This window comes from Microbacterium sp. K41 (genome assembly GCF_004794395.1).
Lineage (GTDB): Bacteria > Actinomycetota > Actinomycetes > Actinomycetales > Microbacteriaceae > Microbacterium > Microbacterium sufflavum.
In genome coordinates, this window is sequence record NZ_SSDO01000283.1 from 1 (window position 1) to 26,697 (window position 26,697).

General features: G+C 70.1%; 23 protein-coding genes. 13 read left to right on the forward strand and 10 right to left on the reverse strand.

The features are described 5' to 3' along the window. The 3 genes from DW309_RS08005 to DW309_RS08015 form a co-directional block, all read right to left on the reverse strand. The coding region (locus DW309_RS08005; protein ID WP_342590373.1) for a biotin/lipoyl-containing protein at positions 1–274 on the reverse strand (274 nt) is incomplete at its 3' end. 66 nt (positions 275–340) lie between these two features. Continuing rightward, positions 341–1,714: a dihydrolipoyl dehydrogenase gene (gene lpdA, locus DW309_RS08010; protein WP_136045078.1), complete on the reverse strand. Its 1,374-nt coding sequence runs from the start codon at positions 1,712–1,714 to the stop codon at positions 341–343. A gap of 5 nt (positions 1,715–1,719) precedes the next feature. Continuing rightward, positions 1,720–3,195 carry a leucyl aminopeptidase gene (locus DW309_RS08015; protein ID WP_136036090.1) on the reverse strand — a complete coding sequence of 492 codons (1,476 nt, stop codon included), beginning with the start codon at positions 3,193–3,195 and terminating at the stop codon, positions 1,720–1,722. Between the two features lie 114 nt (positions 3,196–3,309). On the opposite strand from DW309_RS08015, the gene DW309_RS08020 reads away from it, so the two are divergent. The 3 genes from DW309_RS08020 to DW309_RS08030 all read left to right on the forward strand — a co-directional run bounded on the left by DW309_RS08020 (position 3,310) and on the right by DW309_RS08030 (position 6,350). Further along, complete coding sequence (locus DW309_RS08020; RefSeq protein ID WP_136033007.1) at positions 3,310–4,251, forward strand: proteasome assembly chaperone family protein; 942 nt, start codon at positions 3,310–3,312, stop codon at positions 4,249–4,251. 168 nt (positions 4,252–4,419) lie between these two features. Continuing rightward, complete coding sequence (locus DW309_RS08025; RefSeq protein WP_136036091.1) at positions 4,420–5,658, forward strand: RNA polymerase sigma factor; 1,239 nt, start codon at positions 4,420–4,422, stop codon at positions 5,656–5,658. Then, on the forward strand, positions 5,658–6,350 hold the full coding sequence (locus DW309_RS08030; protein WP_205812673.1) for a coenzyme F420-0:L-glutamate ligase: 693 nt from the start codon (positions 5,658–5,660) through the stop codon (positions 6,348–6,350). The genes DW309_RS08025 and DW309_RS08030 overlap by 1 nt, the downstream gene beginning before the upstream one ends. A 57-nt stretch (positions 6,351–6,407) precedes the next feature. Here DW309_RS08030 and DW309_RS08035 read toward each other — a convergent pair whose 3' ends face one another. Then, entirely contained in the window at positions 6,408–7,424 is a 1,017-nt protein-coding gene (locus DW309_RS08035; RefSeq protein WP_136045080.1) for a sugar-transfer associated ATP-grasp domain-containing protein, read from the reverse strand. A gap of 82 nt (positions 7,425–7,506) precedes the next feature. Between DW309_RS08035 and DW309_RS08040 the strand changes: the two genes are divergently transcribed. Together DW309_RS08040 and DW309_RS08045 are read left to right on the forward strand one after the other, a co-directional pair. Further along, positions 7,507–8,205 carry an alanine racemase gene (locus DW309_RS08040; protein ID WP_240753159.1) on the forward strand — a complete coding sequence of 233 codons (699 nt, stop codon included), beginning with the start codon at positions 7,507–7,509 and terminating at the stop codon, positions 8,203–8,205. Further along, a complete protein-coding gene (locus DW309_RS08045; RefSeq protein WP_136045082.1) occupies positions 8,202–9,242 on the forward strand; it encodes an alanine racemase in 1,041 nt (346 codons plus the stop codon). Before DW309_RS08040 ends, DW309_RS08045 begins: the two co-directional genes overlap by 4 nt. Before the next feature lie 32 nt (positions 9,243–9,274). Here DW309_RS08045 and DW309_RS08050 read toward each other — a convergent pair whose 3' ends face one another. Next, the gene (locus tag DW309_RS08050) at positions 9,275–9,493 is read right to left on the reverse strand and encodes a DUF7455 domain-containing protein (RefSeq protein WP_136033021.1); all 219 of its coding nucleotides are present in this window, start codon (positions 9,491–9,493) and stop codon (positions 9,275–9,277) included. A gap of 180 nt (positions 9,494–9,673) precedes the next feature. On the opposite strand from DW309_RS08050, the gene DW309_RS08055 reads away from it, so the two are divergent. Next, positions 9,674–11,785, forward strand: a complete 2,112-nt coding sequence (locus DW309_RS08055; RefSeq protein ID WP_372490596.1) for a DNA gyrase/topoisomerase IV subunit B — start codon at positions 9,674–9,676, stop codon at positions 11,783–11,785. Between the two features lie 54 nt (positions 11,786–11,839). Here DW309_RS08055 and DW309_RS08060 read toward each other — a convergent pair whose 3' ends face one another. Then, positions 11,840–14,281 (reverse strand): DNA gyrase/topoisomerase IV subunit A, encoded by a 2,442-nt coding sequence (locus DW309_RS08060; protein ID WP_136045083.1) that lies wholly within the window; start codon positions 14,279–14,281, stop codon positions 11,840–11,842. Between the two features lie 44 nt (positions 14,282–14,325). Between DW309_RS08060 and DW309_RS08065 the strand changes: the two genes are divergently transcribed. Then, positions 14,326–15,447 carry an alkaline phosphatase family protein gene (locus tag DW309_RS08065; protein ID WP_240753160.1) on the forward strand — a complete coding sequence of 374 codons (1,122 nt, stop codon included), beginning with the start codon at positions 14,326–14,328 and terminating at the stop codon, positions 15,445–15,447. A 27-nt stretch (positions 15,448–15,474) separates the two neighbouring features. Here the strand turns inward: DW309_RS08065 and sepH are convergent, their stop codons facing one another. Continuing rightward, positions 15,475–16,518: a septation protein SepH gene (sepH, locus tag DW309_RS08070; RefSeq protein WP_136045084.1), complete on the reverse strand. Its 1,044-nt coding sequence runs from the start codon at positions 16,516–16,518 to the stop codon at positions 15,475–15,477. Positions 16,519–16,717: 199 nt separating this feature from the next. Here sepH and DW309_RS08075 point away from each other — a divergent pair, with 199 nt between their 5' ends. Continuing rightward, a complete protein-coding gene (locus DW309_RS08075; RefSeq protein ID WP_025103572.1) occupies positions 16,718–17,011 on the forward strand; it encodes a DUF4193 domain-containing protein in 294 nt (97 codons plus the stop codon). A gap of 71 nt (positions 17,012–17,082) precedes the next feature. On the opposite strand, the gene DW309_RS08080 is transcribed toward DW309_RS08075, so the two are convergent. Continuing rightward, a complete protein-coding gene (locus tag DW309_RS08080) occupies positions 17,083–17,547 on the reverse strand; it encodes a DUF3093 domain-containing protein (RefSeq protein ID WP_136045085.1) in 465 nt (154 codons plus the stop codon). Positions 17,548–17,559: 12 nt separating this feature from the next. On the opposite strand from DW309_RS08080, the gene dut reads away from it, so the two are divergent. The 5 genes from dut to dxs all read left to right on the forward strand — a co-directional run bounded on the left by dut (position 17,560) and on the right by dxs (position 24,433). Then, positions 17,560–18,030, forward strand: a complete 471-nt coding sequence (gene dut / locus DW309_RS08085) for a dUTP diphosphatase (protein WP_136033032.1) — start codon at positions 17,560–17,562, stop codon at positions 18,028–18,030. Next, entirely contained in the window at positions 18,027–18,614 is a 588-nt protein-coding gene (locus DW309_RS08090; RefSeq protein ID WP_136033035.1) for a DUF3710 domain-containing protein, read from the forward strand. The genes dut and DW309_RS08090 overlap by 4 nt, the downstream gene beginning before the upstream one ends. Further along, positions 18,611–19,348, forward strand: coding sequence for a DUF3159 domain-containing protein (locus DW309_RS08095; protein WP_136045086.1), 738 nt, complete (start codon positions 18,611–18,613; stop codon positions 19,346–19,348). The genes DW309_RS08090 and DW309_RS08095 overlap by 4 nt, the downstream gene beginning before the upstream one ends. A gap of 153 nt (positions 19,349–19,501) precedes the next feature. Next, positions 19,502–22,336 carry an aconitate hydratase gene (locus tag DW309_RS08100; RefSeq protein WP_136036099.1) on the forward strand — a complete coding sequence of 945 codons (2,835 nt, stop codon included), beginning with the start codon at positions 19,502–19,504 and terminating at the stop codon, positions 22,334–22,336. A 156-nt stretch (positions 22,337–22,492) separates the two neighbouring features. Then, positions 22,493–24,433, forward strand: coding sequence for a 1-deoxy-D-xylulose-5-phosphate synthase (gene dxs / locus DW309_RS08105; protein ID WP_136045087.1), 1,941 nt, complete (start codon positions 22,493–22,495; stop codon positions 24,431–24,433). A gap of 19 nt (positions 24,434–24,452) precedes the next feature. On the opposite strand, the gene DW309_RS08110 is transcribed toward dxs, so the two are convergent. Together DW309_RS08110 and DW309_RS08115 are read right to left on the reverse strand one after the other, a co-directional pair. Then, positions 24,453–25,910 (reverse strand): glycerol-3-phosphate dehydrogenase/oxidase, encoded by a 1,458-nt coding sequence (locus DW309_RS08110; RefSeq protein ID WP_136045088.1) that lies wholly within the window; start codon positions 25,908–25,910, stop codon positions 24,453–24,455. Further along, positions 25,907–26,467 carry a TetR/AcrR family transcriptional regulator gene (locus tag DW309_RS08115; RefSeq protein WP_240753162.1) on the reverse strand — a complete coding sequence of 187 codons (561 nt, stop codon included), beginning with the start codon at positions 26,465–26,467 and terminating at the stop codon, positions 25,907–25,909. Before DW309_RS08115 ends, DW309_RS08110 begins: the two co-directional genes overlap by 4 nt. Positions 26,468–26,697: the final 230 nt, after the last annotated feature.

Genomic DNA, 26,697 nt, shown 5'->3' on the forward strand with positions numbered 1-26,697 from the left:
CCGCAGCGGGCGCGTCGCCCGCCGGGGCTGCGGCGCTGCCGTCGCCGATGCGAGCGAGCAGGGCACCGACCTCGACGGTCTCGTCCTCGGCGACGAGGATCTCCTCGATCACGCCGGTGACCGGGGAGGGGATCTCGGTGTCGACCTTGTCGGTCGAGATCTCGAGCAGGCCCTCGTCCGCCTGGACGGTGTCTCCCACCTGCTTGAGCCAGCGGGTGACCGTACCCTCTGTGACGCTCTCACCGAGAGCGGGGAGGACCACGGATGTGCTCATGACTGAGTCTCCTTCAGAAGTTGTATGACGCTTGTCTAGCTTAGTGACTCGGGCACCGGTTGGTGCTCAGAGGGCGTGCAGGGGCTTTCCGGCCAGCGCGAGGAAGGCCTCGCCGAGCGCTTCGCTCTGCGTGGGGTGCGCATGGATGAGCGGAGCGATGTCCTCGGGGTGCGCCTCCCAGGCCACAGCGAGCTGACCCTCGGTGATGAGCTCGCCGACGCGGTCACCGATCAGATGCACGCCGAGCACCGGGCCGTCCTTCTGGCGGACGACCTTGACGAGGCCGCCCGTTCCGATGATCTCGCTCTTGCCGTTGCCGGCGAGGTTGTACTCGTAGGACGACACCGCGTCGGCGCCGTGCGCGGCCACGGCCGCCTCCTCGGTCAGCCCGACCGAGGCGACCTCGGGGCTGGAGTACGTGACCTTCGGGATCTGCACGTCGGGGACCGTCGCGGGGGAGAGGCCGGCGATGCGCTCGGCCACCGCGATGCCCTGCTGGAAGCCCCGGTGGGCGAGCTGGAGCCCTGGGACGATGTCGCCGACCGCCCACACCCCGGGAACCCCGGTGCGCAGTTCTTCGTCGACCGTGACGAACCCGCGGTCGAGGACGACGCCCGCCTCCTCGAAGCCCAGATCGGCCGTGGCGGGACCGCGACCGACTGCGACGAGCAGGTAGTCCGCGGTGAGCTCCGTGCCGTTCTCGAGGGTCACGCTGACGGACGTGTCGTCCTGGGTGGCCTGCTGGAACCGCACTCCGAGCGAGTACTGAATGCCGCGGCGCCGGAACGCGCGCTCGAGCCCCTTGCTCATCGCGATGTCCTCGTTCGGCACGAGGTGCGGCAGCGCCTCGACGATCGTGACCTCGACACCGAAGGAGCGCCAGACGCTCGCGAACTCCACGCCGATCACACCGCCGCCGAGCACGATGACGCGCTCGGGGATCACATCGAGCGCGAGCGCCTGCTCGCTGGTCAGGATGCGGCCGCCGATGTCGAGCCCGGGAAGCGTGCGGCTGTACGAGCCGGTGGCGAGCACGACGTCCGTCCCGACGTACACGTCGTCGTCGACGCTGACGCTCCGGTCTGCGTTGAGCCGTCCCGTCCCGGTGACCGTGGTGATGCCACGCGCCTTGACGAGGCCTTCGAGCCCCTTGTACTTCTTCGCGACGATGCCCTCGCGGTATGCCCGCACGCCCGCCGCATCGATGCCGTCGAGGGTGGCCGAGATCCCCACCGCTGCGGCGTCGCGCACATGCTCCGCCACCTCCGCCGCGTGCAGCAGCGCTTTGGTCGGGATGCAGCCGCGGTGTAGACAGGTGCCTCCGACCTTGTCCTTCTCGATCAGCGCGACCGACTTGCCGAGTTCGCTGGCGCGCAGCGCGGCCGCGTAGCCGCCGCTGCCACCGCCGAGCACGACGATGTCGAAGGTGTGGGTTGTCATCGGTGTTATGCCTCCGTGTGGGATGCTGCTTCGGCGAAGGCGACGATCGATCGGACCATCGCCCCCGTTGGACCCTTCTCCGTGAAGCCGTACGGCGCACCGGCGTGTTCGCCGGAGCCCGCGATGTCGAGGTGCACCCAGGGGATGCGGGCGGCGTCCTCGGCATCCGAGACCGGTCCGACGAAGCGTCGCAGGAACAGACCGGCGAACGAGGCGCCGCCCATCCGGTCGCCCATGTTCGCGTTCTGCAGGTCGGCGATCGGCGACTCGAGCGACTCCTCCATGTACGAGGGCAGCGGCATGTGCCAGGCGGGCTCTCCGGTCTGCTCCGCCGCGGCGAGGAACCGCGTCACCGTCTCGTCGTCGCCGAACACGCCCGTGTGCCGGTGTCCGAGGGCGGCGACGATCGCACCGGTCAGCGTCGCGACGTCGATGATGACGTCGGGGTGCTCTCGGCTGGCGGCGACCAGGCCGTCGGCGAGGACGAGGCGCCCCTCGGCGTCGGTGTTCTGCACCTCGACCGTCGTGCCGTCGAGGATGCGGATGACATCACCGGGGCGCAGGGCCCGGCCGGACGGCATGTTGTCGGTGATGCAGAGCCAGGCGGTGACGCGCACCGGGAGCCCGAGCCGGGCGATGGCGCGAAGGGCGGCCAGGGACGTCGCGGCCCCGGCCATGTCGAACTTCATGCCCACCATCGAGGCGGCCGGCTTGAGGGAGAGGCCACCGGTGTCGAACGTGATGCCCTTGCCGACCAGGGCGAGGTGCCGCACGGCGTCTGCGGGGGAGTAGTCGAGGCGGACCAGACGCGGCGGCCGGTCGGACCCCTGCCCGACCCCGAGGATTCCGCCGAAGCCCTGCTCCGCCAGCGCGGCCTCGTCGAAGATGTCGACGGTGACGTCGAGCTCGGCGACGCTGTCGGCCGCGCTCTGCGCGAGCTGCGCGGGGCTCTGCCACTCCGCGGGGACGTTCACCAGATCCTTGATCAGCGCGACGGCTTCGCCCAGGGTCTGCGCTCGGGTGATCGTCTCGTCGTCGAGGTCGGCGTGGACGGTGATCCGCTCGGCGCGCGCCTTGCCCTTCTCGGTGCGGTAGCCGTCGAAGCGGTGACCGCCGAGCACGGCCCCCTCGGCGGCGGCGGCGGCGTGGCCGTCGAGGCCGGAGGCGAGCCCGAGCGCGACGTGCGGGAACCCGGTCAGCGAGCGGAGGGCGACACCGGCGGCGCTGCGGATCGCGGCGTCGTCGATGCTCTTCCCTGCACCGACGACGGCGAACGGCAGGGTGGAGACGTCGGGCGCGTACACGCGGGCGAACGATCCGGCGGCACCGGTGAACCCGATGCCTTCGAGGACCTCGGCGAGGCCGGGGTAGGCCCCCAGCGACTCGGCCGAATCCGAGAGATCGGGAACGACGAGCACTGCGGCATCGGCAGCGCTTCCGGGGAACTGATCGGTGGTGTGCGAGAGCACGGGAAGCGTCATGCTCTCCATCCTAGGAGGACCTCTGCGACCGGGCGGCCCCGCGTGCCCCCGCGTGTTCGCTCTCAGCGAGACGGCCCGGGGCCCCTCGTCGGGACCTGCTCGTAGCATGGAGTCATGCCCTTCTCCGGAGAGATCCACGAACGCGTCGCGAACGCGCCGACGGTGCCGCACGGACTGCCCCTCGTCGTGCTCCTGACCGGCTTCACGGATGCCGGGAGCGCGGTGTCCGGACTGATCGACCACCTCCGCGAGTCCACATCTCCGCAGCCGCTCGTGATCTTCGACAACGATGTGCTCCTCGACTACCGGGCCCGCCGTCCGGTGATCTCCTTCGATCAGGACCACCTCACCGAGTTCCGGCCGCCTCGGCTGGAGCTCTCGCTCGCGACGGACGCCCTCGGTCGCCCGTTCCTCCTCCTCGCGGGCTACGAACCGGACTTCGCCTGGAACGCCTTCGCCGAGACCGTGCTCGACCTCGCCGCGGAGTACGAGGCATCCGGACTGCACTGGGTGCATTCGATCGCCATGCCCGTGCCGCATACCCGCCCCATCGGCACGACGGTGAGCGGCAACCGCCGTGACCTCGTGGTCTCGCACTCGGTGTGGCGCCCGCGTACGCAGGTGCCGGCGACCGCGGGGCATCTGCTGGAGTTCCGTTTCGCCGAGCGCGGCGAACGAGTGGTGGGCTTCGTGCTGCTCGTGCCTCACTACCTCGCCGAGACGGAGAACCCCGACGCGGTCAGCGCCGCGGCCGAGAAGCTCATGGCATCCACGGGGCTGGTGCTCATGCTCGACGCCGTGCGCGAGCGCCGGGAGGACTACATCGCCAGGGTAGACGAGCAGGTCGCGGCGAACGACGAGCTGCAGCAGATGGTCCACAACCTGGAGCGCCGCTACGACGCCTACATGGCAGGCCGCGACCCCGAGGACGACAGCTACGACGAGGGCGGGTTCAGCGAGCGCGACCTGCCGAGCGCGGACGAGCTGGCGGCGGAGCTCGAGCGCTACCTGGCCACGCGACCGTCGGGCGACGAGGACAAGCCCGGCCGCGGCTGAGCAGGATCGACGCGAACTTCGCCGGATTGCATCCGGAGCGCCACACGTGTGCGATACTAGGAGTCCGACCCGTTGTCAATCGGCGTTTTCGAACTCCGGACTTGACAAGGGTCTTACTAGTGTCCGAAATGTCCCGGGGCCCGTGATCGGCTCCGTGAAAGGCGAAACGTGACTCCTGCCACGACGAAGAACACACGGACGAAGAAGGCCGCCGAAGAACCCACGCCCGACGAGGAGATCGAGGTCGAGAACCTCGACGAGGCAGCGCCCGCCAAGCGCGGTGCCGCCAAGCGCGGCGCGGCGAAGAAGAAGAAGTCGGAGGAGGTCGTCGAGGAAGACGACGCCGCGACCGATTCCGCCGAGGAGAGCGCGGGGGACGACGAGGAGGAGGACGCCAAGCCGGCGTTCACCGAGCCGCTGCCCACCGGCGCGATCGTCATCTCGTCGAACGACGACGAGGACGTCCCCGTCTACTCGACGCAGATCACCGGCGCCACGGCCGACCCCGTCAAGGACTACCTGAAGCAGATCGGAAAGGTCGCGCTGCTGAACGCGGCCGAAGAGGTCGAGCTCGCGATGCGCATCGAGGCGGGTCTGTTCGCCGAGGAGAAGCTGTCCGCGATGACCCCGGCCGAGAAGTCGAGTCAGCTGGGTCTCGACCTCCAGTGGGTCGCCCGCGACGGCCAGCGAGCCAAGAGCCACCTGCTCGGCGCGAACCTGCGGCTCGTCGTCTCGCTCGCCAAGCGGTACACCGGTCGCGGCATGCAGTTCCTCGACCTGATCCAGGAGGGCAACCTCGGTCTGATCCGCGCCGTCGAGAAGTTCGACTACACCAAGGGCTTCAAGTTCTCGACCTATGCGACCTGGTGGATCCGTCAGGCGATCACGCGCGCCATGGCCGACCAGGCCCGCACGATCCGCATCCCCGTGCACATGGTCGAGGTCATCAACAAGCTCGCCCGCGTGCAGCGGCAGATGCTGCAGGACCTGGGTCGTGAGCCCACCCCGGAGGAGCTGAGCCGCGAGCTCGACATGACCCCGGAGAAGGTCGTGGAGGTGCAGAAGTACGGCCGTGAGCCCATCTCCCTGCACACTCCGCTCGGTGAAGACGGCGACAGCGAGTTCGGTGACCTGATCGAGGACACCGAGGCGGTCGTCCCCGCCGATGCCGTGGGCTTCACGATGCTGCAGCGCCAGCTCGAGCAGCTGCTCGACTCGCTCTCGGAGCGGGAGGCGGGCGTGATCCGCATGCGCTTCGGCCTGGGCGACGGTCAGCCCAAGACGCTCGACCAGATTGGTGACACGTTCGGCGTGACGCGTGAGCGGATCCGTCAGATCGAGTCGAAGACGATGGCCAAGCTGCGCCACCCGAGCCGCTCGCAGTCGCTGCGGGACTACCTCGAGTGATGCAGGCGAACGAGGGCAAGGCGCTCGAGACGAGCGTCGACGGCACGAGCTACGCGCGCATCCCGTTGCGCACCCGCGTGGTGATGCCGGACGACGACCTCGACGCGGTCATCACCGAATACGCGAAGGACGCCGTGCAGCCGGGAGACCTGCTGTTCGTCACGGAGAAGATCGTGGCGATCACGCAGGGTCGGTCGTACCGCCTGGACGAGATCACGCCGCGCAAGCTCGCGCTGTTCCTCTCGAAGTACGTCACGCGCACGCCCTACGGCATCGGGCTCGGCATGCCCGAGACCATGGAGATGGCCCTGCGGGAGTGCGGCACGCCGCGTATCCTGTTCGCCGCCGCCGTCTCGGCGGTCACCAAGGCGTTCGGACGAAAGGGTGACTTCTATCGCATCGCCGGGGACAAGGCGCGCGCGATCGATGGCCCCACCAAGCACACGATCCCGCCGTACAACCAGGCCGTGGTGCTCGGCCCGAAGGACCCGGACGGCGTCGCAGCACGGCTCAAGGGCCTGCTCGGTGGGCAGGTGGAGGTCGCGGTGGTGGACATCAACGACCTCGGCGGCAACATCCTCGGATCGACGCTCGACAAGGCCGGCGAAGCCCGGCTGGTGAAGATCCTCGGCGACAATCCGCTCGGCCAGGGACTGGAGTCCACGCCGCTCGGCATCGTCCGCGCGGTCTGATCTGCTGGTTCGACGAGAACGCCCCCGGAGGAATCCGGGGGCGTTCTGTCGTGGTGGTCAGAACCCGATGACCTCGCGGTAGCGCGGCTTGTGGCCGGTGCGGATCCCGGTGACGCTGGGCTTGTTCTCGTACACGCCGGCGCCCCAGTTGCCCTCGACGAGCACGGGACCGTCCGGCGTGACGACGACGTCCCAGCCGACGTACTGCACCTCGGGCACGACCCTGGCCACGCGGTCGATGAAGGCTCGCACCTCGTCCATGAAGGGCAGCTGGAAGTCCGCGATGCGGAAGCCCGAGTCCGGGTGCGTCTCGTGCACGTGGCCGTGCGAGTCGTACCCCGCGCCGACCGCGTGTCCGTTCTCGTCGAGCATCGTGTAGAAGCCCCCGAAGGTCATCTGATCGCTCACGGCGCCCCGCCCGAACTTCTGAGCCATCGCGAGGATGTGCGCCTTCTCGCCGTCGAAGAACGCGGTGATGCGGGTCGTGTTCACGGTGCCAGGGCAGACGGCGGCGAGGTCGTCGTGCTGTCGGATGACCTCTTCGATGAGGAGCTCGCCGCGACTCAGCAGCCCGCGGTGGAAGGCATCCCAGTCGTCGATATCGGCCGCGTGGTACCGGTGCACACCGGTGCCCGCCTGACCGATCGGCTCCTTGGTGACGATGGTCCCCAGGCGTTCCGTGAGCGCGCGCACCTCGGCGGCGTTGCCCTCTTCGACCACCAGCCACTCGCGATGGAGGTGCTCGGAGAACTTCCGGTTGAACTCGATCTTGTCCTGGAAGATCCACCGGAAGTCCGGGTGGTCGTACTTCTGGGAGAGCTGGTTCGACACGGGGTGCGTCATGTAGGTGTCGCGCTCGGCACGGGTGAGCATCGCGAAGTCGTAGTCGATGTAGTCCTGGAACCCCACGTTGTGCCGCGCGGCGGACCACAGCATGTCCACGACGATCGTCGGGACGGGCTTGTGGTGCTGTGCAGAGGCCTCCTTCGCTCGCTCGACGACGGAGCCGACGTCGATGCGACGGGCGCGGCCGAGGAGGTAGCGGATGCGGGGCGCGAGAGAAAGACGAGTCATGGAGCTCCGAGGGTTGGGGATGCCGTCCAGTCTACGGGGGAGTCACACCGGGATCCCGGAACACGAAGCTAGGCTGGATCACGTGTGTGACACGACCTCGAGTGCGCTTCCGCGGGCGCTGATCTCCCGCTCCGCCCTCACCGCCGCGGCGGTTGCGGCCGTCCGCGAGGGGGGAGTGCGAGCAGACCTGCGCCGCGACGCCTGGGGTCACGGGCTGCTCGCCGTGGCCCACGCCGTGACGGTGGCCGGTGCCCGCGAGGTGCGCGTGGACAGCGAGGGCGAGGTGGAGATGCTGCGGCTGGAGGGCATCGCGGGGGTCACCATGGGGGAACCGGACATCGACCCGTCGATCCTCTACGGCCTCCCCGGCAGCAATCACGACGCGACACCGGTCCTGCGGCTGACGGGACGCGTGATGTCGACCAAGCCGCTGCGCGCGGGCGACGCCGTCTCCTACGGCTACACGTTCCGCGCGTCGGGCGACACCACGGTCGCGCTCGTGACCGGAGGGTACGCCCAGGGCATCGTGCGCGCGCTCGGCAACGTCGCCCTGGTCGAGGTGGACGGCATCCTCCGCCCGATCGTCGGCCGCGTGGCCATGGACGTCTGCGTCGTCGATCTGGAGGGCACGGAGGCCCCGGTCGGCGCCGAGGTGACGTACTTCGGTGGCACCGGACCCGCCCGAGACGAGATCGTCCGATGGTCCTCGGCGACGGACATGTCCGCCGCGGAGCTGGTCGCCGTCGCCGGTTCGCATGCCGTGCGGGGGTGGGAGGCATGAGCCGCCCCGAGCTGCGGCTGAGCGCGCGGACGCTCCGCGACAACATCGCGGCGGTCACCTCCCGCCTCGACGGATGCGAGCTCATGCTCGTGCTCAAGGACGACGCCTACGGCCACGGCCTCACCTGGACCGTGGAGACGGCCGTACAGGCGGGGGTGGCGTCGTTCGGAAGCTACGACGTGCGGGGCGGCCTCGACGTGCGACGGCTCGTTGGCCCTGAGGCGAGGGTGTTCGCGTGGGCCACCTCGACGGATGCGGAGATCGACGAGGCGCTGCTCCAGGGGATCGACCTCGGCGTGGGCACCGTGGAATACCTGCACCGCATCATCGCGCGGGCCGAGGCGCTCGGGGCTGTCGCGCGCGTGCACCTGAAGATCGACACGGGGCTGCACCGCAACGGCGTGCTCCCGGAGGACTGGCCGGGGGCGATCGCGCAGGTCAGGGCTGCCGAGGCTGCCGGACTGCTGTCCCTGGCGGGGATCTGGAGCCACATCGCGGAGGCGAGCGATCGCGAGGACGACGACGCGCAGGCCGTGTTCCTGGATGCGGTCCGCACGGCTGAGGCGACGGGCCCCACTCCCGCGGCTCTTCACCTCACCGCGTCCGCCGCGTCGTGGTGGCGCCCTGAGCTGCGCGGCACCGTCGCCCGCATCGGTGCGTTCTGCTACGGCATCCGCTCCGCAAACGGGCCCGAGCTGGAGGGTGTGCGCCCGGTCGCGCGACTGGTGGCGCCGGTCGCACGCGTGGAGGAGGGTCGCGCGGTGATCGAGGTCGGCGCCTTCGACGGATTGCCATCGACGCTCGTCGGGGCCCGGGTCGGCACGCCGGCCGGAGCACGCGCGCTCGAACGGATCGAACCGTTCTTCGCGCAGATCGAGGGATGGGCCGGACTGTCCGTCGGGGACGAGGTGACGGTTTTCGGTCCCGGAGAGGCGGGCGAGTCCTCGGCCACGACGCTCGCGGAACGGATCGACACGGTCGGCGAGGAGATCCTCACGCGGCTGAGTCCGCGGATCCGTCGCGTGCCGGTGGACTGAGCCGGCGGGTCCGGCTCACTCCACCCGCGCGATCAGACCGTCTCGACGAGGCGAGCGGTCTCGTCGTGCCAGCTGGTGGCGACGCTGCGGAGCTTCTCCTCGTACTTGCGGCCGTGGTGGGCGCAGAACAGGAGCTCGGAGCCGTTGACCTCGGCGGCGATGTAGGCCTGCGCACCGCAGGAGTCGCACCGGTCCATCGCGGTCAGCCGGAACTCGACAGCGGAGGTCTCACGTTCGGTCGTTGCATTCATCTCGGGGCCTCCTCGGGTGTCGGCGTCCTTGTTGGTCGTGCTCAATACAACCACGCCCCGCCTGTGGGCATGCCCGGTTGTCGGCGTGTTTCGCTCAGCGCGTACGGGCCGGCGCCGACTGCCGACGCGTGGGGAGTGTCGGCCGAGTCCACCGCGCCCGCGCGAATAGACTCGGAGATTGTGAATGCCGAGTACTCCGCCCATCATCTCCAGGTGCTCGAAGGACTCGAGGCGGTCCGCAAACGACCGGGCATGTACATCGGCTCGAACGGTTCGCCCGGGCTCATGCACTGCCTGTGGGAGATCATTGACAACTCCGTCGACGAGGCCGTCGCCGGCAACGGGTCGCGCATCGACATCATCCTGCACGAGGACGGCAGCGTCGAGGTGCACGACCGAGGCCGCGGCATCCCGGTCGACGTCGAACCGCGCACCGGGCTGTCCGGCGTCGAGGTCGTCTACACCAAGCTGCACGCCGGCGGGAAGTTCGGCGGCGGCTCGTACGCCGCGTCCGGTGGACTGCACGGCGTCGGTGCCTCGGTGGTCAACGCCCTCTCCGAGCGTCTCGACGTCGAGGTCGATCGCGGCGGCAAGACCTATGCGATGTCGTTCCACCGCGGCGAGCCTGGCGTGTTCCGCGACTCCGGCGAGAAGCGGCCCGACGCGCCGTTCACGCCGTTCGAGGAGAAGAGCGAGCTGCGGGTGATCGGCAAGGCGCCGCGCGGCGTCACCGGCACGCGCGTGCGCTACTGGGCCGACCGGCAGATCTTCACGAAGGATGCCGCGTTCCAGCTGGCGGAGCTGGAGACGCGTGCGCGACAGACGGCGTTCCTGGTCCCGGGCCTCGAGATCGTGGTGCGCGACGAGCGCGCCGGCACGGCGCCCGTCGGCGACGACGGCGCTCCCGCCGGGCCGATCGAGACGTCGTACCTGTACGAGGGCGGCATCTCCGAGTTCGTCGACTACCTCGCCATCGACCCGCCGGTGACGGACACGTGGCGCATCCAGGGCGAGGGCACGTTCCGCGAGACGGTGCCCGTGCTGCAGGCGGACGGCCACATGGTCGCGACCGAGGTGGAGCGCGTCTGCGAAGTGGATGTCGCGCTGCGCTGGGGCACGGGCTACGACACCCGCATCCGCTCGTTCGTCAACATCATCTCCACGCCCAAGGGCGGCACGCACCAGCAGGGCTTCGAGCAGGAGCTGCTGAAGGTTCTCCGCGCGCAGGTCGAGCAGAACGCCCGCCGGCTGAAGGTCGGCAACGACAAGCTCGAGAAGGACGACGTGCTGGCCGGGCTCACGGCCGTGCTCACCGTCAACGTGCCCGAACCGCAGTTCGAGGGCCAGACCAAGGAGGTGCTCGGCACGCCGGCGGTGCGGCAGATCGTCGCCCAGGTCATGCGCAAGGAGCTCCTGCAGCGTTTCACGTCGACCAAGCGCGACGACAAGAGCCAGGCCACGCAGCTCCTCGACAAGATCGTGTCCGAGATGAAGGCCAGGGTGTCCGCGCGGGCGCACAAGGAGACACAGCGCCGCAAGAACGCGCTGGAGTCGTCCACGCTCCCCACGAAGCTCGTCGACTGCCGCACCAACGACGTCGAACGCAGCGAGCTGTTCATCGTGGAGGGCGACTCCGCTCTCGGCACGGCGAAGAACGCGCGCAACAGCGAGTTCCAGGCACTCCTGCCCATCCGCGGAAAGATCCTCAACGTGCAGAAGGCCTCGGTCGGGGACATGCTCTCCAATGCGGAGTGCGCGTCGATCATCCAGGTGATCGGAGCGGGCTCCGGTCGCACGTTCGACATCGAGGCGGCGCGCTACGGGAAGATCATCCTGATGAGCGACGCCGACGTCGACGGCGCCCACATCCGCACCCTGCTGCTCACGCTGTTCTTCCGGTACATGCGACCGCTGATCGAGCACGGCCGTGTTTTCGCCGCCGTTCCTCCGCTGCACCGCATCATCGTGATCAACCCGGGGTCCAAGCCGAACGAGACGATCTACACGTACACCGAGCAGGAGATGCACGCGCTGCTGGCGAAGCTCCGCAAGGCGGGCAAGCGGTGGCACGAGCCGATCCAGCGCTACAAGGGTCTCGGGGAGATGGACGCCGAGCAGCTCGCGAACACGACCATGGACCGCTCCGGGCGTCTGCTCCGTCGCGTCCGCATGGAGGACGCGGAGGCCGCCGGTCGCGTGTTCGAGCTGCTGATGGGTAACGAGGTCGCTCCGCGGCGCGAGTTCATCATCGACTCGGCCGACCGGCTGTCGCGCGAGTCCATCGACGCGTGACGCGGAACGGGGAGCCCGGATCCCGGTCTCCCCGTTCGACCGCTGTCCGCCCGATCAGACGATCGTGCGACCGATGCTGCCGATCACGCCGTCGATGGGCTGACCGGACGCATCGCGACGTGCGCCGGACTCCGGGAGCTTGCGGACGGCGCCCGGCGGGTCGACCGCGAGCGGCGGGTTGGGACCGACCCACGCGACCGTCAGCCGGTCCTCGCCCTTCAGGAAGGCGTGGGCGCGCACCCCGCCGGTCGCTCGTCCCTTGGCGGGGTACTCCGCGAACGACGAGACCTTCGCGCGTCCTGGATCGGTTCCGGGCAGGATGCTCTCGGCACCCGACACGGTCGCCACGACCGCGTCGACCCCCGGTGCGACCGCCCCGAAGAACAGCACCGTGGCGCCGGCCCCGAGCTTGATCCCGGCCATACCTCCGGCGGCAGCGCCCTGCGGTCGCACACTCGCGGCAGCGAAGCGGAGCAGCTGCGCATCGGAGGTGAGGAACACGAGCTCGGCGTCGTCGGGGGACTCCGCCGCACCCACGACCGTGTCGCCGGGCTTGAGGCCGATCACCTCGAGCTCCGGGCGGACGGGGAGCGCCGACGGCACGATGCGCTTCACGACGCCCTGCGCGGTGCCCAGGGCGATCGGCGTGTCGCTGTCGAAGCGGACGAACCCGAGGATGCGCTCGCCCTTCGTGGTGATGCCGAGGTAGTCGCGCAGCGGGGCGCCGGCCGCCAGCTGGACCGAGCTCGCCGGAACCGACGGAAGGTCGACGGGGGAGAAGCGCACGACCCGTCCGCTGCTCGTGAGCGCACCGAGCTCGGCGCGCACCGTGGTCTCGACCGTGGCGAGGATGGCGTCGTGCTTGCTCCGGCGGGTAGGGGCCGTGAGCTCCTGGCCGTCACCCAGGTCGACCCGGACGGCACGACCGGTGGTGGACAGCACGAGCGTGGTCGGCGCGTCGGCGATCTGCAGGTCGGCGGCCCCCTTGGCGGCGCGGGGCTTCGGCGGAGCCGCGTTGAGCAGCAGCGTGCGTCGCGGGGTCCCGTATGCCTCGGCCACGGCGTCGAGCTCGCGGGCGACGGCGGCGCGGAGCAGCGCGGGGCTGCCGAGCAGTTCTCGCAGGTCCGCGATCTCGGTGAGCAGCGCGTCGCGCTCGGTCTCCAGCTCGATGCGGGAGAACTTGGTCAGGCGCCGCAGCCGCAGCTCGAGGATGTACTCGGCCTGCGGCTCGCTGAGATCGAAGACCGAGCGCAGGCGGGTGCGCGCCTGTTCCGAGTCATCGGAGGAGCGGATGACCTGGATGACCTCGTCGATGTCGAGGATCGCGATGAGGAGGCCCTCGACGAGGTGGAGACGTTCCTCGCGCCGGGCGAGGCGGTAGCGGCTGCGGCGGGTGATGACCTCGATGCGATGCCCGACGTAGACGCTCAGCATCTCCTTGAGGCCGAGGGTTCGCGGCTGCCCGTCCACCAGGGCGACGTTATTGATGCTGAACGAGTCTTCCAGCGGTGTCAGCCGATACAGCTGTTCCAGGACCGCGTTCGGATCGAACCCGGTCTTCACGCCGATGGCCACGCGCAGTCCGTGGTTGCGGTCGGTGAGGTCGGTGACGTCGCTGATGCCCTGCAGCTTCTTGGCCTGGACGGCGTCCCGGATCTTCTCGATCAGTCGCTCGGGGCCGACCATATAGGGCAGCTCGGAGACGATGATGCCCGTGCGGCGGGGGCCGAGCGGCTCGATCGATGTCTTGCCGCGGACCTTCAGGGCGCCGCGGCCGGTGGTGTACGCGTCCTTCACGCCGTCGAGGCCCATCAGGATGCCGCCCGACGGGAAGTCGGGGCCGGGTACGTACTCCATCAGCTCTTCCGTCGTGGCGTCCGGGTGCTCGAGGAGATGCACGGCTGCGGCCACGACCTCGATGAGGTTGTGCGGGGCCATGTTCGTCGCCATGCCGACGGCGATGCCGCTGGCGCCGTTGACCAGCAGGTTCGGGAAGGCCGCGGGCAGCACGGCGGGCTGCTGGAATTGGCCGTCGTAGTTGGGGATGAAGTCGACGACGTCCTCGTCGAGGTTCTCCGTGAGGGAGAGTGCGGCGGCCGCGAGTCGCGCCTCGGTGTACCGGGCGGCCGCCGGGCCGTCGTCGAGTGAGCCGAAGTTGCCATGTCCGTCGACGAGCGGCACGCGCAGCGCCCACTCCTGGGCGAGGCGCACGAGCGCGTCGTAGATGGCGGAGTCGCCGTGGGGGTGCAGCTTTCCCATCACCTCGCCCACGACGCGCGCGCTCTTCACGTGACCGCGGTCGGGGCGCAGCCCCATCTCGGCCATCTGGAACAGGATGCGGCGCTGCACCGGCTTGAGCCCGTCCCGCGCGTCCGGAAGGGCGCGCGAGTAGATGACGGAGTACGCGTATTCGAGGAAGGAGCCCTGCATCTCGTGAGAGAGATCGATGTCCTGGATGCGTTCGTCGACGGGCTCGGACGGCGGGGTTTTCGGCATGGACTTCCTGGGGGCGTACGGGAGCCTGTGTCAGACTGGCTCGGATGTCCCTCATGCTACCGTCCGCCTCGCCCAGCGCCCGGAGCGTCGTCGGGGTGGCGGGCGACCTGAGCGCCGCTCTCCGCGGCGAGTCGGAGCTGCTCCCGCGCGCGGAGTCGGTCGTGCTGGTGGTGGTCGACGGCCTGGGCGCGCTCGGTCTTCGCGGCCACTCCGGTCATGCGCGTACGCTCAGCGGGGCGATGACGAAGCGGGATGTCGCGCACAGCGTGTTCCCGTCGACGACGGCTGCCGCGCTGACCAGCATCGTGACGGGCGCGTGGCCCGGCGAGCACGGGCTGGTGGGGTACCGCGTCCTCGACCGCGAGCGTGACGTGCTCGTGAACCAGCTCAGCGGGTGGGAGAGCGACGGGCTCGACCCGCTCGCGTGGCAGCCGGTGCCGACCGTCTTCGAGCGGGAGTCCGCCGCGGGCCGAGAGACGTTCGCCGTGGGGCTCGCCGCGTACGCCACGAGCGGGTTCACGCGCGCGACGCTGCGCGGCGCGACCTTCGTCCCCGCGCTGAGCCCGGAGGATCGGGTCGAGGCGGCCTTCGCTCTCGCCCACGACCATCCGGGCTCCTTCGTCTACTGCTATCTGCCCGAGGTCGACAAGGCGGGGCACCGCTACGGGATCGCCTCCGCGGAGTGGGTCGCGGCGCTGGAGCGCATCGATGCCGCCCTGAGCGTTCGTGTACCTGCGGGCGTCGGCGTCCTGGTGACCTCCGACCACGGCATGGTCGATGTCCCCGTCCATCGGCAGGCGGTCCTCGACGAATCGCACCTGCGCGGGGTGCGGCACCTGGGCGGCGAGCCGCGCATGCTGCACGTGTACCTGGAGCCGGCCGCCGACGTGAGCGCGGTGCTCTCCCGGCTGCGCACCGACCTGGAGGGCGCCGCCGATGTCGTGACGCGCGACGACGCCATCAGGGCCGGCCTGTTCGGTCCCGCGGTGACGGAGGCCGCGGCTGCCCGGGTGGGGGACGTGCTCGTGATCGCGCGCGGGTCCTGGGCGGTGTACGACGGCACCGCAGCGGATCAGCGCAATCGCGGCATGATCGGACAGCACGGTGCCATGACCGATGAGGAGACGCGGGTGCCGCTCATCCGTCTCGGTGCCTTCACACGGTGACGCCGACGCCACCGCGGAGAGCGCGACTCACTCGTCGGTGCGCGCCCCGAAGACGATCTCGTCCCACGACGGCATGGCGTTGCGACGACGACGACGGCCGCCGCTCTCCGCCGGTTCGGCGGGGCTGCGCGGCGAGTCCGGTTCCGTCGTCTCCGGCTCGCTGACATCGTCGAAGGCCTCGAAGAGAGAGATCGGGCTCGACTCCTCGCGGCTCTCCTCGTGCTCCTCGAGCAGCGGTGACGTCTCGCGCTGACCCCGACGCCGTCGCAGGGCCTCCAGCAGGTCGGCGGTCTCGGCGCTCGGGGCGCTGGAGTCGGGGGCGCGGTTGATCGCCGCGTCCTGGACGGCGGGGGCGGAGCGCTCCGGCAGCGACGGCTCTTCGACCTCCGCCTCCGGGGTGGGCACGAGGCGCGGACCGAAGGCACCGGAGTCGAAACGGCTGTCGTCCTTGTACGGCGACGTCGTCCGGTCGGCTTCCACCGCGCGGAGCCGGGGGATCAGTCCCTCGGGGAGCGAGCCCTGGCGGGAGAGCTGAGTGGCGTCGGCGTTGAGGGGCGAGAGCGCGCTGCGCCGGGGGTCGAAGCTCCACCGGGCGTCGTGATCCACGTCGTTGGCTGTGAACTCGAGCTTCACGATCCAGCCGGTGTCCTCCTTCCAGCTCGCCCAGCGCTCGGACGTCGCCGCGACCTCTGCGAGCTTGGCGCGCACGGCCGCGCCGAACGTCGGCTGGGCGTCCGGTTCGACCTCGCTGCCGATGAGCACGGGCACGGCGAGAGCCTGGCCGATGATGTGCTCGCGCTCGGCGAGCACCGGCCCCTCGAAGCGGACCACGTCGTCGACCGCGATACCGAGCAGCTCGGCGACCTCGGGTGCGGTGAGACCGGCGCGGATCTGCGCCTGGATGTCGCGCGGGCTCGCGGCGAGCTTCTGGGCGGTCGGTTCGGCCTGTCGGGTGGCGCGGCGGATCTCCCGCTGCAGCACGTCGTCGATGGGCAGCGCGAAGCGTTCGCCCGACTCGGTCGCGAGCACGAGGACTCCTGCTTCAGTGCCGACGATGGTGACGTTTTCCATGCGAATGCCCCTCTGATGGGTGTGCGTTCATGGTGTCACGGGGGAGGGGGCGGAACAGGGAATATCGCGGGCGTGCCGTGAGTTTGCCCTGTCGCATGCGGAGGCATTTGCGAAATGCCCCACCGTCATGCAAACTATGGCCGCCGATTACCCGACGGCACACCCGCCCACTCGCACCATGAAAGTGGAGATTCACCGCATGGCAACCGATTACGACGCTCCCCGAAAGAGTGAAGACGACTCCGAGTCGATCGAAGCCCTGAAGGAGCGTGTGCCGGACAAGCTGTCCGGCACGACGGGGGACGAGGACTCCGACAACCCCTCGAACTTCGACCTGCCGGGCGCGGACCTCTCCGACCTCGAGCTCGACGTCGTCGTGCTGCCCGCGCAGCAGGACGAGTTCACGTGCATGAGCTGCTTCCTCGTGAAGCACCGTTCGCAGCTCGACCACGAGGGACCCGACGGCCCCATCTGCAAGGAGTGCGCTGCCTGAGCAGTCCTCCGAGCGACGCATGACGCGCCCCCGACCATCCGGTCAGGGGCGCGCTGTCGTTGGCGGGTGGCTCAGCCTTTCGCGGCGCGGATCGCCGCAGCGAGGCGGTCGGGGGTGCGGGTCGAGATGGTCCACGCCACGACCGGATCCGCGTCGTCGAGGTTGGGCACCACGACCAGGCCGTCGATACCGCCGCGGATGAGGTGCCACCCGCGGGCGGGGAGTCCGGGTCCTCTGGCGTGACGTGCGTCTGCTCCATCGAGCGCGAGCGCTTCGCCGAGGTGGGTCACGTCGATGTGCGCGCGACCGGCGCGGAGCACGCCGTCCTCGACCGAGACGACCGGGGCAAGACCGATGACCGCGAGGACGAGCGCGGCGGAGACCAGCGCGCCGAGGACGAGCGCGACCGTCGATCCGACCGGGACGAAGATGAGCGAGACCATCGGTCCGGCGAGAGCGACGGTGACGAGGAGCCAGAGGCTCGGTGCGAGCCGCTCCCGGTAGCGGGGACGTGCGGCGGTGGCGGGGTTCTGCATTAGCCTCATGGGGTGACCGATTCCGTTGATGTCCCCATTATCGCCGCAGTGGTCCCCGGCTATGCGCACCCGGGTGACGCGGGCGCCGATCTGGTCGCCGCGGAGGCCGTGCACCTGGAGCCGGGGGAGCGGGCTCTCGTCCCGACCGGCGTGCGCATCGCCCTCCCGGACGGCTACGCGGCCTTCGTCGTTCCGCGCAGTGGTCTCGCGGCGAAGCACGGGATCTCCATCGTCAATGCACCGGGCACCGTCGACGCCGGCTACCGGGGTGAGATCAAGGTGAGCCTGATCAACACGGACATCCACAGCGCGTACGATGTGGCCGTCGGCGATCGCATCGCCCAGCTCATCGTGATGCCCGTGACCCGCGCCCGGTTCCTGCCGGTCGAGGAGCTCCCGGACAGCGTCAGGGGCGACGGGGGATTCGGATCGACCGGCTACCAGGCACAGGCCACCGCGAACGAAGCAGGACAGGCGAGATGAGCGACAACAACGCGACCCCCTCCAAGTCGGCGCCGGAGAACCGCGCCACGGAGGGTCCTTTCGACGACTCCGAGGCGAACCCGGTCCGCCCGTACATCGACCTCGGCGGGATCAAGATCCTTCCGCGCGAGGGCCTGAACCTGCGCCTCGAGGTCGAGGAGCAGTCCAAGCGCATCGTCGCCGTCGGTCTCGACTACGCGGAGTCCTCGTTGCAGGTGCAGCCGTTCGCGGCGCCCCGATCGGGCGGTCTGTGGGACGAGACCCGCGTGCAGCTGCGTGATCAGGTGAAGGCGCAGGGCGGACGGGTCGAGGAGCGGGAGGGCCCGCTGGGCAAGGAGCTGCTCGCCGAGGTCCCGGCCACGGCGGCCGAGGGCTCCGGCCTGCGTCTGGCACGCTTCATCGGCATCGACGGCCCGCGGTGGTTCCTGCGCGGTGTGATCGGCGGGGCGGCGGCGTCCGATCCCGAGGCGGCCGCGAAGGTGGAGGACCTGTTCCGTTCCATCGTCGTCGTGCGTGGCGGCGCCCCCATGCCCCCGCGTGACCTCATCCCCCTGAAGATGCCGGCGACCCCGGGCTCGGCGTGAGTTCCCCGGTTCCCGAGGAGCCGGAGCGCCCGCAGACCGCGTCGGAGATCCTGGGTGCCGCGCTGGGGGGAGCGGCCAGGAAGGCGGGCCTCGATCCCGCGCAGAGCGCGAGCACGCACACGGTCGTGTGGTCGGCGATGGGCGGCTGGCGCGGCATCGTCGAATCGGTGCTCCCGAGCCTCGCGTTCGTCATCCTCTTCACCCTCCGCCCGCAGCCGCTGATCCTTCCGCTCGGCGTCTCCGTCGGGCTTGCCGCGATCTTCACGATCGTGCGCCTGGTGCAGAAGTCGCCACCGTCCGCGGCGCTCGGCGGCCTGATCGCCGCGGTCGCCGCCGCAGGACTGGCGCTCTGGACCGGGCGCGGCGAGGACAACTTCGTCCCCGGGCTCATCACCAACGCCGTGTACGGGTCGGCCATCCTCGTGTCGGCGCTCATCGGGTGGTCGGTCATCGGTCTGGCCGCCGGCTTCCTCATGGGCGAGGGCACCGCGTGGCGGACGGACCGCCGCAAGCGTCGCGCCTTCTTCTGGCTCGGCATCGCGTGGGCGGCCCTCTTCTTCGCGCGACTGGCCGTGCAGTTCCCCCTGTATCTCGCGGGCGACGTGACGGCGCTCGGAACGCTCAAGCTGGTGATGGGACTGCCGTTGTTCGCGCCGCTCATCGCGGTCACCTGGCTGGTGGTCCGTGCGCTGTATCCCCGCGCGCCTTCGCGCGAGGATGCCGCCGCGGCGTGATAGATTTATCTCGACATCAAGATAAATCGCAGGCTTTCGCCCACGCGTCGCGGGGAGCAGACTGGTTAGGTCCGCCTTCCTAGCCGCCGGGGTGCGCGGGCGAGCAAGATGGAGGCGCCTGTCGCTCCCATCCGAATAGAAGGAGACGGATTCGTGTCCACGGTGAACAGCTTCGGTGCCAAGAGCACCCTGACGGTCGGCAGCACCGACTACGAGATCTTCCGCATCGACACGGTGCCCGGTTTCGACAAGCTTCCCTTCAGCCTCAAGGTCCTGCTGGAGAACCTGCTTCGCACCGAGGATGGCGCGAACGTGACGAAGGCGCAGATCGAGGCGCTCGGCTCGTGGGATGCCACCGCCGAGCCGAACACCGAGATCCAGTTCACGCCGGCGCGCGTGGTCATGCAGGACTTCACCGGCGTGCCCTGCATCGTCGACCTCGCCACGATGCGCGAGGCAGTCACGGCGCTCGGCGGCGACGCCAACAAGATCAACCCGCTCTCGCCCGCCGAGATGGTGATCGACCACTCCGTCATCGCCGACCTCTTCGGGACCGAGAACGCGCTCGAGCGCAACGTCGAGATCGAGTACGAGCGCAACGGCGAGCGGTACCAGTTCCTGCGCTGGGGCCAGACGGCGTTCAGCGACTTCAAGGTCGTCCCGCCCGGCACCGGCATCGTCCACCAGGTGAACATCGAGCACCTGGCCAAGGTCATCTACGACCGCGAGGTCGGCGGCGTGCTGCGCGCGTACCCCGACACCTGCGTCGGCACCGATTCGCACACCACGATGGTGAACGGTCTCGGCGTGCTCGGCTGGGGCGTCGGCGGCATCGAGGCCGAGGCCGCGATGCTCGGCCAGCCCGTGTCGATGCTCATCCCGCGCGTCGTGGGCTTCAAGCTCTCGGGCGAGATCCCCGCCGGTGTGACCGCGACCGACGTCGTGCTCACCATCACCGACATGCTGCGCAAGCACGGCGTGGTCGGCAAGTTCGTCGAGTTCTACGGCGAGGGCGTCGCCTCGGTGCCGCTCGCGAACCGCGCCACGATCGGCAACATGTCGCCGGAGTTCGGCTCCACCGCCGCGATCTTCCCGATCGACGACGTCACGCTCGACTACCTGCGCCTCACCGGCCGCAGCGAGGAAGCCGTCGCGCTTGTCGAGGCGTACGCCAAGGAGCAGCAGCTCTGGCACGACGCGTCGCGCGAGCCCGTGTTCAGCGAGTACCTCGAGCTGGACCTCGGCACGGTCGTCCCGTCGATCGCCGGCCCGAAGCGTCCGCAGGACCGCATCCTGCTGTCCGAGGCCAAGTCGCAGTTCGAGCAGGACATCCTGGCCTACGCCTCGCCCTCGACCAGCGAGGACATCGTCGACCTCGAGTCGAAGCACTCGTTCCCCGCGTCCGACCCCGGGCAGGTCCCCGGCGAGGAGGAGCCGACCACGCGTCCGGTGCACATCAGCAGCGGCGCCCCGGTCAACGCCTCCAACCCGGTGCCGGTCACCACCCCGGACGGCGAGAAGTACATCCTCGACAACGGCGCTGTGACCCTCGCCGCCATCACGTCGTGCACGAACACGTCGAACCCGTCGGTCATGATCGCGGCCGGTCTGCTCGCACGCAAGGCGCGCGAGAAGGGCCTGAAGCAGAAGCCCTGGGTCAAGACGACGCTCGGCCCCGGCTCGAAGGTCGTCACCGACTACTACGAGAAGTCCGGCCTCGACAAGGATCTCGAGGGCCTCGGCTTCTACACCGTCGGCTACGGCTGCACGATCTGCATCGGAAACTCCGGCCCGCTGATCGAGGAGGTGTCGGAGGCGATCAACTCGCACGACCTCGCCGTGACGGCCGTCCTCTCCGGCAACCGCAACTTCGAGGGCCGGATCAGCCCCGACGTGAAGATGAACTACCTGGCCAGCCCGCCGCTGGTCATCGCGTACGCCCTCGCCGGATCGATGCACTTCGACTTCGACACCGACGCGCTGGGTCAGGACGCCGACGGCAACGACGTGTTCCTCAAGGACATCTGGCCGTCGCCGGAGGAGGTGCAGGAGATCGTCGACTCGTCGATCTCGCGCGACCAGTTCATCAAGCAGTACGCCACGGTGTTCGACGGCGACGAGCGCTGGCGCAACCTGCCGACGCCCGACGACGACACGTTCCAGTGGGACGAGAACTCGACCTACGTGCGCAAGGCGCCGTACTTCGATGGCATGACGATGGAGCTCACCCCGGTGCAGGACATCCAGGGCGCGCGCGTCATGGCGACCCTGGGCGACTCGGTCACGACCGATCACATCTCGCCCGCCGGCAACATCAAGCCGGGCACCCCGGCGGCGCAGTACCTCACCGAGCACGGCGTGGACCGCAAGGACTTCAACTCCTTCGGCTCGCGCCGAGGCAACCACGAGGTGATGATCCGCGGCACGTTCGCGAACATCCGTCTGAAGAACCTCATGGTCTCGGCCGTCAACGACGGTCAGGTCGTCGAGGGCGGGTTCACGCGCGACTTCACCCAGCCGGGCGGTCCGCAGTCGTACATCTACGACGCGTGCATGAACTACGCCGAGCAGGGCACCCCGCTCGTCGTTTTCGGCGGCAAGGAGTACGGCTCCGGCTCGTCGCGCGACTGGGCGGCCAAGGGCACGAGCCTGCTGGGCGTCAAGGCCGTGATCACGGAGAGCTTCGAGCGCATCCACCGCTCCAACCTCATCGGCATGGGCGTCGTCCCGCTGCAGTTCCCGGCCGGCGAGAGCTGGGAGTCGCTGGGCCTCGACGGTACCGAGATCGTCTCGATCACGGGCCTCGAGGAGCTCAACAACGGCGTCACCCCGAAGACGGTCAAGGTCACCGCCACCCCGAGCGAGCACTCGCCCGAGGGCAAGCAGCCGATCGAGTTCGACGCGGTCGTCCGCATCGACACCCCCGGTGAGGCGGACTACTACCGCAACGGCGGCATCCTGCAGTACGTGCTGCGCTCGCTCGTCTGACGCGTCTCACGGAGGGGCCCGGGTCTACGGACACGGGCCCCTTCGCCGTGTCAAGGGGGCGTCGTCCTCGGCGGCTTCTCCGACTCCGCGAGGTAGGATCGGTAGGCGCTCGCACCCGTGACGGGCGTCTCTGTCGAAGCCTGTGAGGAGGCGCAGATGCCCATTCTTCCGAGCATCTCTGGACCCCGCGACCTGGACCGCCTGTCGCCAGAGCAACTGGAAGAACTCGCCTCCGAGATCCGCACGTTCCTCGTCGAGAACGTCTCGCGTACCGGGGGCCACCTGGGGCCGAACCTCGGCGTCGTGGAGCTCACCATCGCCCTCCACCGCGTGTTCTCGTCTCCCGACGACCCCTTCATCTTCGACACCGGGCATCAGTCCTACGTGCACAAGCTGCTCACGGGGCGCCAGGACTTCTCCGGACTGCGCGTGCGCGGCGGTCTGGCCGGCTACCCGCAGCGCGGCGAGAGCCCCCACGACGTGGTCGAGTCCTCCCACGCCTCCAGCTCGCTGAGCTGGGCAGACGGCGTGTCCCGCGCCCTCACCGCGACCGGACGCGCCGACCGGCATGTGGTCGCGGTCGTGGGCGACGGTGCGCTCACCGGCGGCATGACCTGGGAGGCGTTGAACAACATCTCCGACGACAACGACCGCAACCTGGTGATCGTCGTCAACGACAACGGCCGCTCCTACGCACCCACCATCGGCGGGATGTCGCGGTACCTGAACCGGGTCCGCACGGCGGCCGCGTACAAGGACCTCCACCACAAGTCCGATCGTCTGTTCCGCGCGTTCGGGCCCGTCGGCAGGGCCGTGTTCCGCGGGGTGCGGGGTGGCACGCACGGCTTCCTCTCCCGCTTCACGAACAACGAGGCCCTCTACTCGAACCTCGACATCAAGTACCTCGGCCCGGTGGACGGCCACGACCTCCCGGCCCTGCTGGAGACCCTGGAGCTCGCGAAGTCGTACGGCGCGCCCGTCATCGTGCACGCCATCACCGAGAAGGGACGCGGGTACCAGCCCGCGCGCGACGACGACGCCGATCAGTTCCACGCGGTCGGGCGCATCGACCCCACGACCGGGGAGACGCTGTCCTCCGGCGGGCGCGGATGGACCGACGTGTTCTCCGACGCGCTGGTCGACGTGGGCGAACGGCGCTCCGACGTGATCGCGATCACCGCGGCGATGCTGCGGCCGACCGGCCTGGCCCCCTTCGCCGAGCGCTTCCCGGATCGGGTCTACGACGTGGGCATCGCCGAGCAGCACGCCGTGGCCTCGGCGGCCGGACTCGCCTACGGCGGGCTGCACCCGGTGGTCGCGGTGTACGCGACCTTCATGGGCCGCGCCTTCGATCAGGTGCTCATGGACGTCGCGCTGCACCGTGCCGGCGTCACCTTCGTGCTCGACCGGGCCGGGGTCACCGGCCCCGACGGTCCGAGCCATCACGGCATGTGGGACCTCGCGATGCTGCAGATCGTGCCGCACATCCGCATCGCCGCGCCGCGCGACGGCGTGCGACTCACCGAGGCGCTGGACGAGGCGGTCGCCGTCGAGGACGCGCCCACCGTGATCCGGTTCCCGAAGGGGGAGGTCGCGTCCGACCTCCCGGCGATCGAGCGCCTCGCTGACGGAGTCGACGTGCTGGCCAGGGGGGAGAGCGAAGACGTGCTCATCGTCGCGATCGGCCCGTTCGCCGAGCTCGCCCTCGATGTGGCGGACCGCCTCCGCGCGCAGGGCATCGGTGCGACGGTTTTCGACCCGCGCTGGGCGATCCCGGTGCAGCCGTCGGTCGTCGAGCACGCCGCTCGTCATCGCCTGGTCATCACCCTGGAGGACGGCATCCGCGTCGGCGGCATCGGCACGCGCGTGCGCCAGGTGCTGCGCGAGGCCGGGATCGACACGGCCGTGGACGAGCTGGGGTTGCCCGACGAGTTCATCGACCACGCGTCGCGCGACCAGATCCTTGCGGATGCCGGGCTCACGGCGTCGAAGATCGCCCAGGACGTGGTGGCGCAGGTGCTCGGGACGCGCATCCCCAAGGCGCGCCACGCGGGGGAGACCGGTACGATCGACCTCCCGCTGCACGAGCGCCACTGATCCGGGGCCCGCGGCGGGATCAGTCCAGATCGGCGAGGGTCTCCGCGACGATGCGCTCGACGGTCGGTCGTGCGCGCTCCGCGTCGGCGGCGACCAGCGCGAGGCGGCTGCGTCGTTCCAGGACGTCGTCCGCGGTCAGAGCGCCCTCGCACCGCACGGCGAACTCGACCGCGGCGCGTGAGAGTGCGGGCGGATCCGACGTGTCGTCCGGTGCACCCCACCGCGCGCCCGTGTCCTCCACGAGCCGCAGAGCCGCGGTGCTGCTGGGCGGTGCGTCGATCCCGCGGTGACGCAGGGCGAGGTCGACCGCGTCCTCGGCCATCCGACGGTAGGTCGTGAGCTTCCCGCCGAGCACCGACACGAACCCGCCGGGGGAGATGTGCACCAGGTGCCGCCGGGACACGTCCGCGGAGGACGCGGCACCATTGTCCACCAGGGGCCGCAGTCCGGCGAACGCCCCGCGGACGTGGTCTCGCGTGAGGGGGGTCGCCAGCAGTCGGTTCAGCGTGGCGAGCAGCGACGCGATCTCGGGCTCGGTGGGCGCGGCGACGCGCGGGACCGGCCCGGGGGCGTCCTCGTCGGTCAGCCCCACGATCACCCGCCCGTGGCGCTGCGGCAGCGCGAACACGTAGCGGCTGATCGAGCCCTCCCGGGGAACGGTCAACGCCGCGGTCGGGCGGCCCAGGTCGTCCGCGTCGAGCACGAGGTGCGTGCCGCGGCTCGGGCGCACGCGGATGCTGTCGTCGAGCGTTCCCGCCCAGACGCCGGTGGCGTTCACGACGGCCCGGGCGCGCAGCTCGAGCCGCTCGCCCGTGAGCGTGTCGACGACGGTCGCTCCACCGTCGTGCAGCTCCTCGGCACGCACCCGTGTGAGGATGCGCGCGCCCCGCCCCGCCGCCGTCCGTGCGACAGCGACCACGAGCGCGGCGTCATCGACCAGTTGCCCGTCGAAGCCGAGCACGCCGCCGCGCAGGTCACGGCGACGCAGAGCGGGGAACAGCCGCTGGGCCTCGCGCGGCCCCACCAGTCGCGGCGGTGGCAGCACCCGACGCGGCGTCCTGGCGCGCAGTCGCAGCGCGTCGCCCATGGCCATGCCCATCGAACCGGCGGAGCGCTGGCGGAGCGTCACCCTTGCGGCGAACGGCAGCAGCTGCGGTAGCGGACGGATGAGGTGCGGCGCGATCACCGTCATCAGCAGGTGTCGTTCGAGCGCACTCTCGTTCGCGGTGGCGACATCCCCGGTGGCGAGATAGCGCAGTCCGCCGTGAACCAGCTTCGAGCTGAAGCGGCTCGTGCCGAACGCGAGGTCTTCGGCCTCGATCAGTGTGACGCGGAGTCCGCGTGAGGCGGCGTCGAGAGCCGCACCGACACCGGTGATGCCTCCGCCGACCACCAGCACGTCGCAGGTCTCCTCCGCTCCCGCGGCGAGATCGCGTCGGCGGCGGGCGGCGTGGAGGGCGGTGGCGGGGTCGGTCACGGTCGCAGGTGTCCGTCCACGGCGGCGCGCAGCTCGCGCTCCCACGCGTCCTCGTCGATCAGGTCGGCCACGGTCGCGTGCGACAGCACGGCCGACTGGGCGATCAGGAGCAGCATCACGGCGATCTCCTCGGGCGCTCCGGCCCGCACGGACCCGTGCTTCTGGCCCCGTCCGATGGCCGCGGCGAGCCAGCCGAGGATGAGCCGTTGGCTCGACCCGACGCGCTGCAGCGTGTAGCGCGTGAAGGCCTCCGGCTCCTCGTCGAGCAGCCGGGCGTAGACGTCGTCGGCGCGGAACAGGGCCGTGAACGTCAGGATGTCGTCGACCAGGGCGGCTCGGGTGTCCGCGACCGCGGAGAAGCGTTCGATGAGGGTGCCGACGCGCCGCAGCAGTGCGGCGCGCACCACGTCGTCGGCATCGCTCCAGGTGCGGTAGATCGTTGGACGGCTGAGTCCGGAGCGGCGCGCGAGCGCGGCGATCGTGACCCCGTGGATGCCGGTGCGCACGATGAGCTCGTCGGCCGCGTCGAGGACCCGCGTCTGCGTCGGTTCCCACACGGGTGGGACTCCGACAGGTTGACGTTCTTTCATGATGTGTCACACTGTAACGCATGCAGGACGAGATCGGCAGGGCCGCCGAACAGGAGCCCATGCGGTGGAACGGCTGGGGCGATCCGGCGAAGGCGAAGGAGCTTCCGCGCGCCGTGCGAGCCCTGATCCCGCTGCTGCTGGGGCGAGTGCGCCGCCCTGCGCCGCCGCCGTCGCTCGCGGAGGTGCGCGTCCGACCG